This window comes from Cupriavidus sp. CP313, assembly GCF_054072015.1.
Map to the genome: position 1 here is coordinate 90,158 of NZ_JBSVZB010000023.1, position 17,813 is coordinate 107,970.

Consider the following 17,813-nt stretch of genomic DNA (forward strand, 5'->3'; position numbering starts at 1 on the left):
CGGCACCAGGAACAGCACCGCGATCAGCGTGAGCTTCTAGTTGATTTTCAGGCGCGCCGCCATCAGGCGCTCGGCGGGGCGAAAACGGAGGTCGTGGGGTCGATGACCGGGGCTTGGATTCCCCTCCTATCGACCGTGTTCCCGAGGGCTAAAGGGTGTTCGGCAAAGTCTTTGATGACGCTCAAACGGGGTGCACAAAATGCCCTCGGTTAGGGCGAGATGCACGGATCTGGAGCGAGAAGCCGGCGCATTTCCGCCCCCTGCGCGCTTCAGTCCGCGCGCGGATGTGCGAGGAAAAACCGCAGCATTTCCGCACTGGCGTCGGGCCCCTTCGGATCGGTGTAGGTGCCGCGGCGGCTGCCGCCCGACCACGCATGTCCGGCACCGTGGATCACCCAGTACTCGGCATCGATGGCGGCAGCCGTCGTCATCCTGTGCCGCGTGTAGTCGTGGCCCGAGCGCACGGTCTCGCGTTGCTTGTCCGTGCGCGCCTCGCCTTGCTTGAAAGGTGCCACCAGCCGGCTGCCATTGGACGGGTGCACGGTCTTGTCGGCATCGCCGTGGAACACGATCATCGGTCGGCTCGGCGCCATCAGCGGCGCGCTTCCGGCCCTTGATCTGCCGATGCCCTTGCCGCCCCGCATCGCGCCCAGCGCGGACGGCAGGTCGTGCGCGCAGCCCGCGGGCAAGCCCGAATGGATACCCGCCGCCGCGAACAGTCCGGGATAGCGCTGGATCAGCACTGCCGCCATCGCGCCGCCGGCGGAGAGGCCGGCCACGTAGACGCGCCGGGTTTCGATGCCGTGGCTGGCGATGACCTCGCGCGTCATGCCGGCGATCAGCGAGGGCTCGCCCCGCTCGGCTTGCTGGTCACCCGGCCGGAACCAGTTCCAGCACTTCGATGCGTTGGCGTCGGCGGGCTGGATCGGATACAGCACGACAAAGCCCAGCCTGTCGGCGAGCTCGTTCATGCGGGTGCCGGCGGCAAAGTCGTCGGCGTCCTGCGTGCATCCATGCAGCATCACGACCAGTGGCATCGGCTCGCTGTGCCTGCCGGCCGGTATGTAGAGCTTGTACGAGCGGGTGCCCACGTGGTTTGCGAAGGTCCGTTGGCTGAAGTGTCCGGCCTGCGCGGTATCACGGGCGGGCGGGGATTGTGGAGCAGGCGCGCGCGCCGCTGCGCTGTCCGGGCCCGCGGCATCGGTGCCGCGGGCATGCACCGCGGCGGCATCGGCGGGTTCACCGGCGACACCGCCGGTCCGGGCCGCAGCCGTGTCGTGCGTCAGCAGGCGTTCAACCACCTGTGCAGGCATCGGCGCCGCCGTAGCGGCTCTCACTTCCATGGACGAGTGCTGGCGCAGCGCCCGCTGGATGGCCGCGGTGGCCTCCATCGGACCTGCGGTCTGCAGCAACTGCATGGCCTCATACATCGAGGCGAGGAACGCGTCATTCATTTTCATGCTCGTTTCCAGGCAACCCTGGCGACCCAGGGGGCGGCGAAATTGCCGCGAACTACCGTATGCGCCCGGCCAGCGCAGCCTTGACTGCGGCCGGCGCGTGAAAGGCGCCCAGCACCACGATGGATTCGATGGTCGCCAGCGCAAGCTCCGGACTGACATCCGACGCAATGCTGGCCAGGCCCAGCACATGGATATCGAGTCTTTCATTGGCCGCGCGCGCAGCTTCCAGGTCCTTCTTCGTGAAGTGCTGCAGCCCGAGTACCAACGCCCGACGGCTTACCGTTTCCTGGATGACCACCGCATGCGCGGCAAGCTGGTTCCGGATGGCGGTCCGGATCAGGTCTGAGCGGTTCGAGTAAAAGCCCTCTTCGACCATCAGGTCGATCTGCCCGAGGTCTACCGGTCCGAGGTTGATGGTGATTTTTTCCGTATCACCCGCCTTCGGTTTGTTCGTCAGTTGTGCGGCATCGGTTTTGTGAGGGGTCATTTCGTCGTTAAGCGTTGGGCAAGCGATGGAAGGAGCGCCAAATCATCCATGGACCATCTTACAGCCATCCATATACCATCCATATGGATGGTCAATTAATAGGTGAAGGACGGAGCAGGCGCAAGGCGAAAGTCAGGATGTGTCCCAGAGTCATCATGCGGTGCGGTCCGAAGGGCACAAGCCGGTTGCTATCCGGCAACGCCGGACGGCGTGGCGTCGGATCGCATCATCTGAGGGAGAGGGGCGGATGACGAAGGGGCACCGTATCGCGGCGCAACCACGCATGCCCCGTCAGAGCTGCGATCCGATCAGCGTAGCCATCCGGTCGCGCAGCGTTTCGGTCCATGGGCGATTGGCCCTCTGTGCGTACGTGACCGGGCGGGACAGCGTCATGTCACCCTTACTGCGACAGAGCCGGCGGCGCTTCGACCGGCTGCTTCATTTGCCCCGGGGCCGTGCCTCAAGTCAAAGATTGAGGCGCTGGAAGTACCCGGTCAGTTCAAGGTAACCCCGTCCGACCGCCTTGCCTCCCCGCAACGCGGTAACCGCGCCCTCCCAGTAAACTGCGCCGGTGCTTGCGCGGCTGTCGACTTCCTGATCATCCATCAGCGGTGCCAGTTCGAGCGTGAGATCGCCTGCCTTCAACCGCATGGCAACCGGATAGCTGGTGCCGCTATGAGGCGAGCGCCAACGGCGCACCGGCATGAAGTTGACCTTTTCGGGAGCCAGTACCTGCACGTGACCATCGCCGCCGCGCAGCGTGCCGCCTCCCCAGAACTTGCGCCCCGCCTTGTCCCGAATCTGGAAGGCCATCAACGCGCCGCCGTCATCCAGGTTGAGGCCGAGCCAGTCCCAGCCGACGGCCTTGTCGGCCAGCAAGGTCGACGACCATTCGTGATCCAGCCAGGCGGTGCCGTGCACGGTTTCCTGCTGGCTGCCCCGCTTCAAGGTGCCGCTTACCTTGAGCCCCGGCTGGCTGTAGTAATAGCTCGCCTGGGCCGCCAGAGGGCCCTTGCGGCTGTAACCCCGTTCGCCCTGTAGCAGCAACTGCTGGGTTGGCTCCATCGTCAGATCGAGCGTGAAATCCCGCGCGGGAATTCTGGCTCGGTAGCGCCCCGTCATTTCTCGGCGCAGCGACCAGTTGTCGATGTACACATCGGTATCGGCAGTATCGGCAAACGCCAGGCCAAAGCCGCTGCGCACTGCGCGCTGGTCGTGTTGGAGCTTGCCGGCTACAGGATCGCTCAGTGCGACATTGGCGAACAGCAGTTGCAGCGGCGCGAAGCGGCTTGGGTTGGCCTGGTCGAACTGCGGGCGCGAGCGGAAGAACGTAACCTGGAAGCCGAGCGGCGCTCCTGCCTGCGTCTGCAGCCAGCCGGTGGCATACCACCATTCGGTGCGATAGTCGGGGTGCGCGCCGTGGTCGCGCGGGAAGGCCAGGGGTCGGCCTGCGTCGACTGGCGGATAAGCGGGCGCTGCGCCCAGCACCGCGCCCGCCGCGCCGGAGCCCGGCAACAACAGCAGGAATGAGCGCCTCTTCACCAATCCTCCTGCACCGCGCGCACGACGCTTCGCGACATCGCCTGCCGCCCGCTCGCCAGCGCAGCCAGCGAGGCCGCTGCCACCACCGCGCTCGCCACCTGGGCGAGGAATGCCCAAGGCATATGCAAACTCATGGTCCAGTGGAACGACTGCGGGTTGACAACGTGAACCAGGATCACGGCGATGACCCATCCCAGCGCAAGACCGGCTACCATGCCAAGCAGAGCGAGTAACGCGCCCTCCAGCGCCAGCATCGCGCCGATCTGCCAACGCATGAAGCCGAGATGCCGCAGCATGCCGAATTCGCGCGCGCGCGCCAGGGCCTGCGCGCTGAAACTGGCGCCGATGCCGAACAGGCCGATCACGACCGCTATGCCCTCCAGCAGGTAGGTCACTGCGAAGCTCCGGTCGAAGATTCTCAAGGTGATGGTGCGAATCTCGTCAGGCTCGGCGAAGGTAATGTGTTCACCGCCGTCGACGCGCTGGCGCAGCCTCTCCTTGACCTGCGCCGGGCCGGTGCCCTGCTCCAGCCACAGGGCGACGTCAGTGACACGCCGCTCATCCGTGAGCCGCCGATAATCGTCCTGGCTGATCACCACCGTCCCATACTGGCGTGCGTAATCGCGCCACACGCCGCCCACCAGGAAGGCGACGGGCCGGCCCTGCAGCGGCAGCGTGATACGTTGCCCCGGGCGGAAGCCATAGAGGTCGACCATTGCCTCGCTGACCCATACCGCCGGCGGATCTCCCGGCTGCGCCGCGACGGGCGCAGCCGTCAGCGGCAACCGTGCGCCCGGATTGCGCGGATCGATCGGCCTGGCAATGACCGTTACGGGGGGACGCTCGGGATCAAGCAGGATCTGGCTCGAACGCAGAAACTCGGCACGCGCAACGCCACGGACGCTGGCAATGGCCGCCTGGTCGTCAAGCGAGAAATACGCGCTATCGCCGCTTGACGAAGCACGCAAATAGAGGTCGGCCGGCAGGACATTGTGCAGCCAATCGTCCACCGAGATGCGGAAACTTGACACCATGATCGCCATCGCGGCCATCAGGCTGAAGCTGGCGACAATGCCGGCCAGGGCGATGGCCGCGCGGCCCGGTGCGCCGGCGAGTTGGGTCAGGGCAAGCTGCGGCACAGCCTGTCGCGAAGAGGGCAGCAAGCCGAACACAAGATGCGCCAGCCGTGGCATCAGCAGGATGGCGCCCACCAACAGCAGGGCGATCGCCGCATAACCGAAGACCGGCAGATCCGCCACCGGCCGCAGTGGCGTCAGCCCAAGCCCGGCTGCCATCGCAGCGAGCCCGGTCCACGGCGAGCGTAGCCGCTTGAGCGGTGTCTCCTCATCGCCCGCCTTGAGCGCCTGCGCCGGCCGCGCGCGGGCGGCCTCCCATGCCGGTGCGAGACTGCCGAGCACCGCCGCCGACAGGCCGAGCGCGAAGAAGATCAGCGCTGCCGGCGCGTCGAAGCGGACCTTGGGCTTTACACCTTCAAAGTAGCCACCGCCCAGATCGCCGCCCGCATACCCGAGCACCGTGGCGGCGAGGACGAAGCCAAGCGCCAGGCCGAGCATCGCGCCGAGCGCGCCTTGAGCCGCGCCTTCGGCCAGCAGCAGCCGCAGCAGACCACCGCGTGTCACCCCCAGGGCGCGCAACAGTGCAAGCTGCGAGCGCCGCCGCAGCACCGAAACAGCCTGCATCGTGAACACCAGGAAGGCGCCTGTGAACAACGCCACCAGCGCAAGCACGTTCAGGTTCACCCGATAGGCGCGCGACAGGTTGGAAGTTCGGCGCACGTTGTCCTGCGGCGAACCCGCCACCACCCCTGGCGGCAGCAGCGCGGCCAGCGCTTGCGCAAAGTTGTCGGTGTCCACTCCCGGCCTGAGCTTGACGTCGATCCGCTGCAGCAGGCCAAGCCGGTCGAGGCGCCACTGCGCCGCACCGATATCCATCACGCCCAGGCGCAGGCCCTCGCCCGCCGCCGGCAGCGTACCGGCAATACGCAGCGTAAGCGCGGTGAGCCCGACTTGCACGGTGAGCGGGTCCCCGGGCTTGAGATCGAGCCAGCTCAGCGCCGCCGGCGAAAGGAACACGGCGTCGGGATCGAGAACGTCTAGCTTGCCCGCGCGCTCCTCGGCAGGCCGCCCGATCAGATTGGGTGTCACAGGCGCCGCCCGGAACACATCGATGCCAAACAGCGTCAGCGCACCGGTGCGCCCCGGCACCCGCGCATTGACTTCCACCACAGGGCTGGCCGCCGCCACCTCCGGCAGGCCCGCGATGCGCGGATAAAGCGATTCGTCGAAGCCCATGCGCGGCCCGCGGATCTCCAGATCGGCATTCCCCATCAAGGAGCGCACCGCCTGGGAAAATTCCGCCAACGCAGCGTGGTTGACCAGATGCACGCCATAGCCCATTGCCACACCGATGGCCACGGCAAGGATGCCGATGATGGCGCGTACGGGATGGGCGCGCAATTCGCCCAGGAGTAGCGCAAGGCCGAGTGAGCGCGGCGTTCGCATGGCTTAGGCGGCCGCGCTCATCGGCGGCTGGGGCCCCAGCGGCGTCAATCCGCCTGGCGTCAATTGCAAGACGCGATCCGCCGTCGCCGCAGCCAGAGCCGAGTGCGTGACGATAATCGCGGCCGTGCCGTTGGCGTTGACCAGTTCGCGCAGCAGGCTCAGCACCCGCGCAGCCGTCTCGTGATCAAGGTTGCCGGTCGGCTCATCTGCCAGCAGCAGCATCGGCCGGTGTACCAGGGCACGCGCAATCGCCACCCGCTGCAACTCCCCGCCGGAAAGCTCGCGCGGCAGACTGTCCTCGCGCCCCTCAAGCCCAACCGCGGCGAGCATCTCGGCAACGCGCGCCGACGCCTTTTCCCGCTCGACGCCGTTCAACAGCAGAGGCAGCGCCACGTTCTGCGCGGCGCTCAAATTCGGCAGAACATGGAAGGCCTGGAACACGAACCCCAGCTTTCGCCGCCTCAGCAAGGTTGCGGCATCGTCGTTCAGCTTGCCCAGATCCTGTCCGTCGAACTGGATGCGGCCACTGTCGGGCCGATCCAGGCCGGCGATCAGGTGGAGCAGCGTTGACTTGCCCACGCCAGATTCACCCATGACGGCGACATATTCGCCGGCGTTCAGCGCAAGACTGACTCCGCGGAGAACCGTGCGCGGTCGGGCGCCGTTATATGTCTTGGAGACGTCTGTAAGGGTCAGCACAATGTCGTCAACCTCGCGTGGCGCGCCTCTCCGTCAAACCTGTGACGGGAGAGCGGGCACAAGCCATTCTGCCACCGTTGAAGTGCACGGACTTGTCGAAGAAGGCCGCTAGAAGTCGGACGATTCCCACTGGGAACGGTGCAGCCACTTTGCCATTTCCTGGCGCTGGTTCGCGTCGCAGCCGATCGGGGGGATTTCGACTGACGCAGTGGTAGGCCCGTTCAATTGCCAGTGCGGCGCAAACCCTGCCGCCATTGATATGGCGAGAAGCAAGCCTGGCGCTTTCATACCTGGCTTCGCCCCCTTCTCTATATAGATAGCCAGTCCGTGCGTGTTGCCCTCCGCCCGCCAACCCCTATTGGCGGGCTTCACGCCCCCTGAGCCCCAGGCGGTCTTGCGCTGGCCTGGCCGGTGGGCTGGGGAGGGCTCATGTAGGAGTAATGACGGGCTACGCCGTCTCGGCCTCCCGCTCGCGGGCGGTGCTGGCGATGACGGTGCAAGTCTGGTCAATGGGGCGAGGGACCGGCTTCGCCGCGGCCTCAGCCGGCTCGGCCTGCTCCAAGGATGTGGCCGTCACCGGGCTGGTTGTTTTTGGAGACGGACGCAGCCACGCCATCAACGCCGCCCAGCGCTCGTTGAGGCGAGAGCGAAGCGATAAGGTCGTCGGGGTATGCCGTTGCTGGGCCGCTTCCTCTCGCGGGCGATCCAGATCACGAATCCGGTAGCACATTGGATACCTCCTTTCGGAAGGCGGAGACGAACGCTCGTCCCCACAAGCATCGCTGCATTCCGGCGGGGGCGATCACTTCCAGTATGGAATGTGCACGCGCTGAGCGCCACCCGAACTGGCTGTTTCACCTACCGGGGCACCCGGAGCAGCCATGCCACAGAGCGCGGTGCTACGGGATACTGGCCGCTCCTGCCTGCTGGCCACTGCCCTCGCCTACCTGGCGCGGGCCTCCCAGCAGCTGGCCTGCGAGCGCCGCTTCGGCTTCGGCCCACTCGGCCCGGCACTGCGCCGCGGCGCGCCTGGCACGCAACTCCTCCAGCGCGGCGCGCAGCGCGGTCAATTCCGCCTCCAGTCGGGGGGCATCGCTTCCGTCCGCAACTGCGCCTTGGCAATCCAGTGCGCGCCCTTGCGCCAGCCTCTCTGCACATTTAGGGGTGATCGTACCTTTCGTGCAAAAGCTGGCGGTGATCAACTGGAGAGCCGCTTGGGAAAACGAGTTCACGCGCGTCTCGCGCGCGGGTCGGCTTTGGCGTGTTCGATCGCCGTAAGTGTTTCTGAGTCCAGCACTGCCTGGGCGTCGGACGAAATGGCAAACAGTTTGCCGTCGATGTCATGGACGTGTAACTGCTCATGCGTGACAGCATCCGTCACCAGCGCGCGGCCGGTCAGGCGCAGGGCGGCTTGGAGATGTGATTGTCCCGAGACGATCCGGTAAAAACGTCCTTCTGATTGTCTCACCACCGCGTCAGTGGGGATCTCGCTGAGCTCGGTAGTGCCGAATCCGGGAAGCGACATTTCCTCGATGCGATTCTTGATGCAGGCGACCATCACGGCCGCGCCGGGGCGCTCGGATGCCGCAAGCCGTTCATATTGACCGAGGAGGATGTTGGCCTTCTCGATTGAGGGCGTCGTATAGATAAAGGACTGGATGGCGGTCGGCGGGCGAGTCAACCGGGTCGCCATGATTGCGAATGCCCAGTCCCTTTTGAAATTGCAGTGTGGGCAAACCCAGCCGTATTTGGTGGCAATCAGGATGCCAGGGGCGCCACCGTCGACTCCGTGGCGATGATCGGCGCTGTTCCTGCAGATGAATGCGCGCAGAACCGGGCCGCCGAGGCCGACCTGGTTCTCGTTGAGCTTCTGGATCTGATCGTCGGTGAACGGTGCGCGAATGTAACTCATGGCATTTGAGACGTGTAGCTTCCGCGTGGCGTGGCTATCGCCGCGCAGCCGGCACCCGGGGCGCTCGGGAGTCTGTCCGGCGGCTAACAGAAACGCTGGGCGCCAAAACACGCTGCGGCCTCCTTCCAGTTTATGCCCGGGAGAAGGTCTATGTTTCTTTGGCCGGGCCCGAACCCATTGTGTGCTGCTCGACCTCAATCCATTCCCAGGAATGGCCGGAATTGCGGTCTCGCGAACTGGCGCCGGGTGAGATCCAGGCTGGAAATACACCCGCTGCGCCTATGGATGGCTCAGGGAATGAACCCGGCAGCTTCATCAACCGTGCTTCAGGTCACCGCCGGAACCACAACATCGAGAGCCCGCACGCCACCCCCAGCAGCAGGACCGCTGCTGCCGAGAACAATGCACTGATCTCGGTTTCCTTGCGCTCGAGCGCGAAGCGGGCGCTGAGCTGGCGATACACCTGGCTCAGGTCCGCAGCCGAGCCTGCCTGGAAGTACTCGCCGTCCGTAATCGCCGCTATCGCCCGCAAAGCGGGTTCATCGAGCTGCATGTAGTAAGACAGGCTCGACTCTGCCGCGGCTCCGCCCTGCGGCGTACCGAAGCCCACCGTATAGACGCGCACGCCGCGCTGGGCGGCCATGCGCGCGGCGTCCAGCGGGTCCGGGCCGGTGGTGCGGCGGCCATCGCTGAGCAGGATCACCGCACCGTGCCGATACGAGCCGGGCTGCGCCGCCGGCCGTTCCTGTTCACGCTTGCGGACGGCGTCCGCCGCGGCGGCCTCTGTCAGCGATCTGCCGCCGGGCCCGGGTGCGAGCGACTCGCCGCTGAAAAGGATCGCTTCCAGGTCGATGCCATCGTCGGGGAACAACACTGCCAGCGCCTGGATCAGCCCGCTGCCGGTCGCCGTGCCGTGCTGCAGCTGGAAGCGATCGATTGCGTCGAGCATGTCCTGCCGGTTGTCGGTGGGGGGCAGCACCACGGTCGCCGTGGCGGCAAAAGAGACCATGCCCAGGCGCACGCTGGCCGGCAGCCCGACGATGAGATCCCGGGCAGCCTGCTTGGATGCGCCGATCCGGGTGGGTGCAACGTCGGTCGCCGCCATGCTGCGGGACGTGTCCATGGCCAGTACCAGGGTGATGGTGTCGGACGGCAGCGTGATCGTCGCAGTAGGACGGGCGCAAGCCAGCAGGGCCACGCCCAGCGCGAGCAGGAAGAGCAGCGGCGGGATGTGACGCCGCAGTCGCTGGCCGGGACCCAGGGCGGCGCGCGGCAGCGCAAGGCTGGCATACAACAGCGCGATTTTCTTGCGCCGCGCAATCAGGTACAGGTAAGCGGCTGCCAGCAGGGGCAGCGCGAGCAGCAGCCAGAGCATTTGCGGCCAGAGAAACTGCATGCACCTGCTCCTTGGCGCGTGGGTAAGACGATGGTACTGTATTTTTCACGGCGGGACGGGACCTCGGGGGCGGCAATGAAACGGGTAACGATCTACGGATGGGTCTCGGCAGCGGTGGCGCTGGTTCTCGCGGCCGTCGTGGGCTCTGCCTGGCTGTTGCAGCCGACGCCGCGCGTCCTCAAGCAAGCCGACATCGACTCGGCCGTGCTGCACACGCTGGAAACCAAGCGTCTGCCTTCGCGCACAGCCAGGGCGGCAGAGGCGGTTCGCGAGTCGGTGGTGGAAGTTCGCAGCTATGCGCCAGCGGAAAAGGCGGCGGACAAGCCGACGAAAGCGGCATCCGCCCCCCACGCCAAGCGTGATCCCCCTGCCGCACGCCCCAAAGCACTTCCCGAATCGCCCCCGCCATCCCCGCCGCCCTCGCGCGATGAACTCGCAAAAGGCGACCCACCGGGCGGCAAGGGCGAGTCCGGCGGCAAGCGCACAGCCCGCCACATCGGTTCGGGCGTGGTCGTGACCGAAAGCGGCATCATTCTCACCAGCTACCACGTCGTCGCCGACGCCCTGCGCCTGGAGGTCAGGTTCCACGACGGCCACACGGCCGAGGCCTCGGTGGTGCAGGCGTTCCCGGAGAAAGACCTCGCCGTGATCCGGCCCAGTTCCATCCCCGACGACCTGCCGCCGGCGACGCTCGGTTCCAGCCGGAACCTCGCGCCCGGCACCGAAGTCGTCGCGGTCGGCTTTCCGTTCGGCATCGGCCCGTCGGTGTCTGCCGGCGTGGTGTCGGGGCTCGACCGCAGGTTCGTTTTGCCAGACGGCAAGCGGGACCTGGACAAGCTCATCCAGTTCGACGCCGCGGCCAATCCGGGCAACTCGGGCGGGCCGCTGGTGAATCTGGATGGCGAGGTGGTAGGGATCGTCACCGCCATCCTCAACCCCAACCAGAGCGGCACTTTCCTCGGCATCGGCTTTGCTGTCACGATCGAAAGTGCCGGCGTTGCCATCGGATCCTCTCCTTTCTAGACGCGGGAGCCTTTGATGAACGACCAAGCCAGGGGCGCTGGGGACAGCGCCGACTTGATGGAACGCCTGCTGTATGAGGTGAAGCGCGTGGTGGTGGGGCAGGACCACTTCCTCGAACGGGTGCTGGTGGCGATCCTTGCGGGTGGCCACCTGCTGGTGGAAGGCGTGCCGGGCCTGGCCAAGACGCTGACCGTCAAGACGCTGGCCAGGACCATGAGCGGCTCGTTCAAGCGCATCCAGTTCACGCCTGACCTGCTGCCGGCCGACCTGATCGGCACGCGCATGTATAACCAGGGCACGGGCGAGTTCTCCACCGTGCGGGGCCCGGTCTTTGCCAACCTGCTGCTGGCCGACGAGATCAACCGCGCGCCGGCCAAGGTGCAGAGCGCCTTGCTGGAAGTCATGCAGGAAAAGCAGGTCACCATCGCCGGCGAGTCCCATCTGGTGCCCACGCCCTTCCTCGTCATGGCCACGCAGAACCCGATAGAAACGGAAGGCACCTACCCCTTGCCTGAGGCGCAGGTCGACCGTTTCATGATGAAGGTCCTGGTGGGCTATCCCAGCGAAGAGGAGGAGGCCGTCATCGTCAACCGTGTCACCGGCCCCCGCATCAGCGTGAGCCCCATCGCCACGCCCGAGCGCCTGGCAAGCCTGCAGGAGGAATGCGGCAGGATCTATGTGGATCCGAGCCTGGTCCAGTATGCAGTGCGCGTGGTGGCTGCCACCCGCAAGCCGGGAAGCTACGGGCTGGAAGGCCTGGATCGATACATAGCGTTCGGTGCCAGCCCCCGCGCCACCATCGGCCTGATCGAAGGCGCGCGCGCCCTGGCGTTCCTGCGCGGCCGGCACTATGCGCTGCCCGAAGACGTGGTCGACCTTGTGCCGGATGTCTTGCGCCACCGCCTGGTGCTCTCGTACGAGGCCATGTCCGACGGCGTGACTGCCGACCAGCTCGTCACCCGCATCCTGCAGGCGCTGCCGGTCCCGGAGCGCCCATTGGAATCCCATGTTCGGGCGCCTGCGCGATAGGCGCCGGAGCGGCCCGGAAGCCGCACCCGGTAGCGCACCCGCCGGCACGGCGCTGGCCAGCGTCGACGCAAGGCAGACCGAGGCCTTGCTGCGCCGCCTGGAATGGACCGTGGTGCGCCGCCTCGATGGCCTGCTGCAGGGCGACTACCGCACGCTGTTCCGCGGCTTTGGGCTGGATCTTGCCGACCTGCGCGAATACCGCCCCGGCGACGACGTGCGGCACATTGACTGGAACGTGACGGCGCGGCTGCAGACGCCGCACGTGCGTGAGTACCAGGAAGACCGGGAGGTCTCCGTCTGGTTCCTGCTGGACCTGAGCGGATCGGTCGGTTTCGGTTCCGGCAGCGTGAGCAAGCGCGACCTGCTGAGCGACTTCACCACCGTCATGGCGCTGCTGCTGACGCGCTATGGCAACCGGGTCGGCGCCCTGCTCTACGGCGGGGCCACAGACGCGGGCGCGTCGGTGGTGCCGGCGCGCTCGGGGCGCCGGCATCTGCTGCACCTGCTCGACCGCATGCATGCCACACCCGCCGCGTTGCCGGGCGACACCCGCTTGCGCGACCTGCTGGAGCGCGCACGGGCGGTCGCGAAACAACGATCGGTGCTGTTCGTGGTCTCCGACTTCATCAGCGCCCCGGGCTGGCAGGCATCGCTCGGAATGCTGGCCCGGCGCCATGAGGTCGTCGCCGTGCGGCTGGTCGACCCGCTGGAGATGGCCTTGCCCGACCTGGGCCTGGTCGTGCTGCAGGATGCCGAAACCGCGGAGCAGATGTTCGTCGACACGCACGACCCGGCCTTCCGCAAACGCTTCGCCGCCGCCGCCCAGGCGCGCGAGGCCGAGTTGCGCCTGGCCTTCACCCAGGCTGGCGTGGCGTGCCTGACGCTGTCGACCTACGCCCGCCTGGACTTGGCCCTGCTGCACTTCACCCGCCGGCGCCGCCACCGTCAAGGGGCCGCTGCGGTAGCAAAGCAGGAGAACGGGCCAAAGGGGGCAGCATGACCGATGCCATAAGCCGCCTACCCGTCTTCAGCTTCCTGTGGCCAGGCATGCTGTGGTTGCTCGCGCTCATCCTCGTGCTGTCCGCTGGCTACGTATGGCTCGATGGGCGCCGGCGCCACGCGACGGTGCACTATCCCACCCTCAAAACCGTCGGCGTTGCCATCAAGAGCGGCGCGACCTGGCGCCGCCACGTGTCGCCCATGCTGCTCCTGCTGGCCCTGGCCGCGCTGACCTTCGCCATCGCCCGACCCCAGGCGGTGATGCTGCTGCCCTCGCGCATCGAGACCGTGGTCCTGGTCATCGATCTGTCCGGCAGCATGCGCGCGCAAGATATCCAGCCCAGCCGCATCCGCGCCGCCCAGCAAGCGGCCAAGGTTCTGCTCGACGCACTGCCTGCGGGCGTCAGGGTGGGAGTAGTCGCGATGGCCGGCACCGCCGCCGTGGCACAGGCGCCCAGCCGCAGCAAGGATGCCGCGGCCACGGCGATCGACCGCCTCAAGCCGCAAGGCGGCACCGCGCTGGGCAATGGCCTGCTCATCGCGCTGACGACGCTGCTGCCGCAGACGGCTGGTGACGCCGAGCGCCTCATGAACGGCGACACCACGCCGCCGCAAAAGCCGGACGCATCCCGCAGCGGCGAAGCTGTGACGCCCGGCTCTTATCCCTCCGGGGCGATCGTCCTGTTTTCCGACGGTGAAAGCAACACCGGCCCGGCCGCGACGCAGGCGGCGCAGCTTGCCGCCGCGCACGGCGTGCGCGTTTATACCGTCGGGGTTGGCACGACCGAGGGTGTGGTGCTCTCGGTCGATGGCTGGTCGGCGCGCGTCAGGCTGGATGAGAAGGTATTGAAGGAAGTCGCCAATGCGACAGGCGCAGAGTATTTCCCGCTTGAGGATGCCGCGCAACTGAAGAGGGTGTACCGGGCGCTCAATATGCGGCTGGCGTTTGACAAGCGCGAACAGGTTGAAATTACTGCGTTCTTCGCCGCGCTGGGGGCGTTGCTGGCCACGTGTGCGGGGCTGCTGTCGTTGTGGTGGTTCGGGCGCGTGATGTAGGCAGGGACTGGCTCTGGCAGAGGAAACCCAGGTGTCCCTTTGCCGCAGCTGTGCCCTACACTCAAAACCACACAGCAACCGACCCCAGCCCTTCAACCTGGGCGCTGGCCCGCGTTCCCGCCGAGGCATCAGCCAGGCCGCCACAGGCCACCCGCTTCAGTTGACCGACGATGAAGACGACCTCTGGGCAGTCCAGGCGCGACGCGCAAATGTCCTGCTGGGATCGCCTCCATTCTCGGCGCCCATCGTTTCCGTGACCGGACGGATGGCTCGGATGACAACTATCAGTCCAACCGCGTTTGTCGACTTCAAGCGTTGGATGGCATCGACCGCGGATCGCGATCCGCTCAAGGTTTCCCGCGACAGACTACAGGCATCGATCGTCGAAGAACTCGCCAATCGCTTCCAGCTCGGTGTTTAGCGAAGCGGCCCGTCTGCTCGATGGGCCCTCGCCACGAACTCGGAAATTCAGGACTCCAGACACCGCGCACGCGGCAGCACCTCGTCAGCATTCACAGCGTCTTCGGCAATATGCCGATTTTGCATGCGGCTGTGCATCGCCTCACACCGCATCATCATCGTAGCTGCGGGTTCCTGGTCAGCGCCGGCAAAGCCATCATCTGCGGCGATCTGCAGATAGACTTGCCGCGAGACAACGGCGATGATCACAATGATGGCGCCGACGCCGAACGCTCGAACGGCAATAAAGAGGTACTGCGCCATGGCGAAATTACTGTATAAGCAGGAGGTGATTGGCAGTGAGCCTACACGAGGCTGTCTCGCCACGGTGTCACGCTTTTGCAGGATTGACACAATCCGTTTCGCCGCGGCGGCGAGGTCGTGCGTTACGTGACACCGCATGGCGGTGCTGAAAAGATGTCCCGGAAATCGATCGAAGCCTTACCGAGCGGCCACTACTGGGCCGTGCCCCACGCGCCCTTCCCGCTGGACGGCGGCAACGGCCATGATGAGGTGTTTCCCGGCGCCCATTGCATCAGCGACGGCAAGTGGGTCACCTTCTACAAGGACGGCGAAGAAGTCTGGGCGTGCAATGCACTGTATGCAGCCGCCCATTTCGATTTTGTCCCCATTCCCGCCAACCGCTCGGCGACAGTTGACTGAGGGGCGGCCGGCCCCACACCAGCCCTGGGTCACCTGTCCCTGCCCACAACGAAATCCCAATAGCTTTTTCGGAGATCGGGCGTTATGTTCAATACAACGCGTCACCCGAAGCCGATCGTTTCTCCAACCGAGAAACCCACCACCATCGGCCGCCGCTCACAACGGCCCGGGAAGTGCCTTCAGGCCGACCCAGATCACGCCGATGACGACATTGACCGGCACACTAAGCACGCTGGGCACATAGAAGAGCGCTGACAAACCAGGCGCGCACAGCATCAGTTCGACCACGGCACCCAAGGCATAGAAGAACAGTCCGCACCAGAGCCAGCGCCGCATATAGGTCAGCAGCCAGTGCGCGTGTGCCTGGTTGAAACGCCAGGCGACGGAGCGTTCGACGGGACCGCCCCGGCTCGCGTCCCTGAACAGCCAGCCGAAGAAGAAGTAACGGTACATCAGGGTGCGAAAGGCAAGCTCTTGCATGATGACTGCTCCATCTGCGTCAGCCTGTAGATCGCCTGGCCCACCTCCGAACGGTGCAGGTCCCTGCTGTGCGAGAAGCCTCACCCAGGGCGCTGCACCGGCAGGCACTACACCGGCTCGACCAGTACCAGCGTATCAAGAAATCGCAGCGTCCGAAGTCAATGGCCCCTGCCCGCCCGCAACACCACATCGCACGCACGCCCCGCGGTCCGGCTTTCCCGCTAGATCGCCGACTTCCTTACGGCACCGGTGGCAAAGAACTGCTGCAGGTTCTCGAACACCAGTTCCGCCATCGCCTGGCGACGCTGACAGTCGTGGGCACCCGGCTCATCTCGCTGCGCATGGGATGGCAGCTGCCGCGCTAGCGGTCCATACCGCTAGCACGGCTTTCAGCAGCGCATGCCGGTCAATGCCCTTCCTCGATATTGAGGATTTTCCCCAAGCCCAGAAAATAGTTCGCAAAGGCAAGCACGCTAGCCGTCACGGCAATATAGACGACTGACAGTGCGGCCAGCGTCGGATCGGCAAATTCCCGGACATAGTTGTACATGGAAACGGGCAGTGTCTGCGTGTCTTGCGTTGTGACGAAAAGCGATGCGGTGAATTCACTGAACGACATGATCGCCGCAAACAACCAGCCGCCAAACAGCCCCGGCGCGAGCAGCGGAATCGTAATCGTGAAAAGCACCTTCAGCGGCGACGCACCGAGGCTTGCTGCCGCCTGTTCCAGCCTTGCGTCCAGGTTTTCCATGGAAACATAGACGCTCTTCAGCACGAACGGCAGCACCAGCATCACGTGACACAGGATGACGACGCCATATGAGCGGTGTATGGAGGCCTGTGACACCAGGATGAGCAGGCCCAGCCCCAGCGTGAAGTGCGGCACCACGAGCGGAGAATGCAGGATGGCCAGCAGCGTCTGCTTGCCGGGGAATTCCAGCCGTTTGACGGCAATCGACAGGCAGGTCCCGATCACCAGCGCAATGAACGAGGACCATCCGGTGATGACGAGGCTGGCGCGGAATCCATCCCGAAAATCCGGATAACTGAAGACGCGTGCAAACCATGTCAGCGAATAGGATTCAGGTGGGAAAGTGATGATCGCCTTTTCGTTGAAGGCGGCGATCGTCACCACCACGACCGGCAGCAGCACGAATGCAAGCAGGATGGCGACGAGCAGCGGGCCCGCGACACGCAGCGGCAAAGGCAAAGCGCTTTTGATTCTCATTTTAGTGTCCTCCAACGGCTTTCAGTCGCTTGGTGAACAGCCCCAGGGAAAAGAGCGCTGCGGCCGTCAGCAGCAAGCCCATGACACTCAGGCTGGCCGCCAGCGGGAAGTTCATGGAAGCGAAGCCAAGCTGGTACACCAGCGTCGAAACCGTCGGCACGCGGCCTCCGCCAATCATCTGAGGTGTCGCAAAGGCGCTGAAGGTCCAGGCGAACGCAGTTGTGATGCCAGCCAGAATACCCGGCATCGAAAGCGGAAGCGTGACCGTGAGGAAGGTCCTGACCGGGCCGGCACCCAGGCTCTGGGCGGCTTTTTCGTAGTCCCGGTCGATATGCGAAATTGCCGTGGCAAGCATCAGGACCACGACGGGAATCGTCACGTGCACCAGCGCGACCAGCACGCCCAGGTGTGTGAACATGAGTTCCAGTGGCCAGTCGATCAGGCCGAGCTTTCGCAGCGCGCCATTGATGAAGCCATTGCTGCCCAGGACGGCGATCCAGGAGTAGGTCCGGACGATTTCCCCCAGAAACAGGGGCGTGATGGATACGACGAGGATAAAGGACTTGAGCGCCCGGCTCCTGACGCGCACCAGGGCATAGGCCAGCGGGTACGCAACAAGCAGCGAAAACACGGTCGTCTCCACGCTCAGCCACAAGGTGTTGGAGAACGCGTCGAGATAAATCGACTTGGTCAAGTCGCTGAAGTTGGCGAACGTGAATCCGCCGACATCCAGGGAGCCGGGCACATACGCCCGGAAGCTGAACTGCAGGACCGCAATCAACGATACCGCGATGCACAGCGCGACAAGTACTGCTGGGGAGACCAACCAGGCTCGTGGATCGGGGCGCATTCTTAAAC

18 protein-coding genes are annotated in these 17,813 nt (G+C 65.5%); 6 read left to right on the plus strand and 12 right to left on the minus strand.

Going from position 1 to position 17,813, the window contains the following annotated elements:
- Positions 1–269: 269 nt before the first annotated feature.
- The 8 genes from ACW4E8_RS27315 to ACW4E8_RS27350 form a co-directional block, all read right to left on the minus strand.
- Positions 270–1,460 carry an extracellular catalytic domain type 1 short-chain-length polyhydroxyalkanoate depolymerase gene (locus tag ACW4E8_RS27315; RefSeq protein ID WP_456807363.1) on the minus strand — a complete coding sequence of 397 codons (1,191 nt, stop codon included), beginning with the start codon at positions 1,458–1,460 and terminating at the stop codon, positions 270–272.
- 52 nt (positions 1,461–1,512) lie between these two features.
- Positions 1,513–1,947 carry a CopG family transcriptional regulator gene (locus ACW4E8_RS27320; RefSeq protein WP_456807364.1) on the minus strand — a complete coding sequence of 145 codons (435 nt, stop codon included), beginning with the start codon at positions 1,945–1,947 and terminating at the stop codon, positions 1,513–1,515.
- A 465-nt stretch (positions 1,948–2,412) separates the two neighbouring features.
- Complete coding sequence (locus ACW4E8_RS27325; RefSeq protein WP_456807365.1) at positions 2,413–3,489, minus strand: lipocalin-like domain-containing protein; 1,077 nt, start codon at positions 3,487–3,489, stop codon at positions 2,413–2,415.
- Positions 3,486–6,011, minus strand: a complete 2,526-nt coding sequence (locus ACW4E8_RS27330; RefSeq protein ID WP_456807366.1) for an FtsX-like permease family protein — start codon at positions 6,009–6,011, stop codon at positions 3,486–3,488. Before ACW4E8_RS27330 ends, ACW4E8_RS27325 begins: the two co-directional genes overlap by 4 nt.
- A gap of 3 nt (positions 6,012–6,014) precedes the next feature.
- A complete protein-coding gene (locus ACW4E8_RS27335; protein ID WP_456807367.1) occupies positions 6,015–6,710 on the minus strand; it encodes an ABC transporter ATP-binding protein in 696 nt (231 codons plus the stop codon).
- Between the two features lie 899 nt (positions 6,711–7,609).
- Positions 7,610–7,942: a hypothetical protein gene (locus ACW4E8_RS27340; RefSeq protein ID WP_456807368.1), complete on the minus strand. Its 333-nt coding sequence runs from the start codon at positions 7,940–7,942 to the stop codon at positions 7,610–7,612.
- Positions 7,939–8,622, minus strand: a complete 684-nt coding sequence (locus ACW4E8_RS27345) for a hypothetical protein (protein WP_456807369.1) — start codon at positions 8,620–8,622, stop codon at positions 7,939–7,941. Before ACW4E8_RS27345 ends, ACW4E8_RS27340 begins: the two co-directional genes overlap by 4 nt.
- Positions 8,623–8,953: 331 nt before the next feature.
- A complete protein-coding gene (locus ACW4E8_RS27350) occupies positions 8,954–10,018 on the minus strand; it encodes a VWA domain-containing protein (RefSeq protein WP_456807370.1) in 1,065 nt (354 codons plus the stop codon).
- Positions 10,019–10,093: 75 nt separating this feature from the next.
- Between ACW4E8_RS27350 and ACW4E8_RS27355 the strand changes: the two genes are divergently transcribed.
- From ACW4E8_RS27355 to ACW4E8_RS27375, 5 genes are read left to right on the plus strand one after another with little or no spacing between them, the layout of a single operon-like run.
- The gene (locus ACW4E8_RS27355) at positions 10,094–11,041 is read left to right on the plus strand and encodes a S1C family serine protease (RefSeq protein ID WP_456807371.1); all 948 of its coding nucleotides are present in this window, start codon (positions 10,094–10,096) and stop codon (positions 11,039–11,041) included.
- A 15-nt stretch (positions 11,042–11,056) separates the two neighbouring features.
- The gene (locus ACW4E8_RS27360; RefSeq protein WP_456807372.1) at positions 11,057–12,070 is read left to right on the plus strand and encodes an AAA family ATPase; all 1,014 of its coding nucleotides are present in this window, start codon (positions 11,057–11,059) and stop codon (positions 12,068–12,070) included.
- Positions 12,048–13,070 carry a DUF58 domain-containing protein gene (locus tag ACW4E8_RS27365; protein WP_456807373.1) on the plus strand — a complete coding sequence of 341 codons (1,023 nt, stop codon included), beginning with the start codon at positions 12,048–12,050 and terminating at the stop codon, positions 13,068–13,070. Before ACW4E8_RS27360 ends, ACW4E8_RS27365 begins: the two co-directional genes overlap by 23 nt.
- Positions 13,067–14,125, plus strand: a complete 1,059-nt coding sequence (locus tag ACW4E8_RS27370) for a VWA domain-containing protein (RefSeq protein WP_456807374.1) — start codon at positions 13,067–13,069, stop codon at positions 14,123–14,125. Before ACW4E8_RS27365 ends, ACW4E8_RS27370 begins: the two co-directional genes overlap by 4 nt.
- A gap of 31 nt (positions 14,126–14,156) precedes the next feature.
- Entirely contained in the window at positions 14,157–14,546 is a 390-nt protein-coding gene (locus tag ACW4E8_RS27375; protein ID WP_456807375.1) for a GSU2403 family nucleotidyltransferase fold protein, read from the plus strand.
- A gap of 47 nt (positions 14,547–14,593) precedes the next feature.
- Here ACW4E8_RS27375 and ACW4E8_RS27380 read toward each other — a convergent pair whose 3' ends face one another.
- Complete coding sequence (locus ACW4E8_RS27380; RefSeq protein WP_456807376.1) at positions 14,594–14,848, minus strand: hypothetical protein; 255 nt, start codon at positions 14,846–14,848, stop codon at positions 14,594–14,596.
- Between the two features lie 153 nt (positions 14,849–15,001).
- Here ACW4E8_RS27380 and ACW4E8_RS27385 point away from each other — a divergent pair, with 153 nt between their 5' ends.
- Positions 15,002–15,247 (plus strand): hypothetical protein, encoded by a 246-nt coding sequence (locus ACW4E8_RS27385; RefSeq protein WP_456807377.1) that lies wholly within the window; start codon positions 15,002–15,004, stop codon positions 15,245–15,247.
- Between the two features lie 156 nt (positions 15,248–15,403).
- Here ACW4E8_RS27385 and ACW4E8_RS27390 read toward each other — a convergent pair whose 3' ends face one another.
- The 3 genes from ACW4E8_RS27390 to ACW4E8_RS27400 form a co-directional block, all read right to left on the minus strand.
- Positions 15,404–15,727, minus strand: coding sequence for a hypothetical protein (locus ACW4E8_RS27390; protein ID WP_456807378.1), 324 nt, complete (start codon positions 15,725–15,727; stop codon positions 15,404–15,406).
- 406 nt (positions 15,728–16,133) lie between these two features.
- Positions 16,134–16,955 (minus strand): ABC transporter permease, encoded by an 822-nt coding sequence (locus ACW4E8_RS27395; protein WP_456807379.1) that lies wholly within the window; start codon positions 16,953–16,955, stop codon positions 16,134–16,136.
- Between the two features lies 1 nt (position 16,956).
- Positions 16,957–17,805: an ABC transporter permease gene (locus ACW4E8_RS27400; protein ID WP_456807380.1), complete on the minus strand. Its 849-nt coding sequence runs from the start codon at positions 17,803–17,805 to the stop codon at positions 16,957–16,959.
- Positions 17,806–17,813 lie beyond the last annotated feature (8 nt).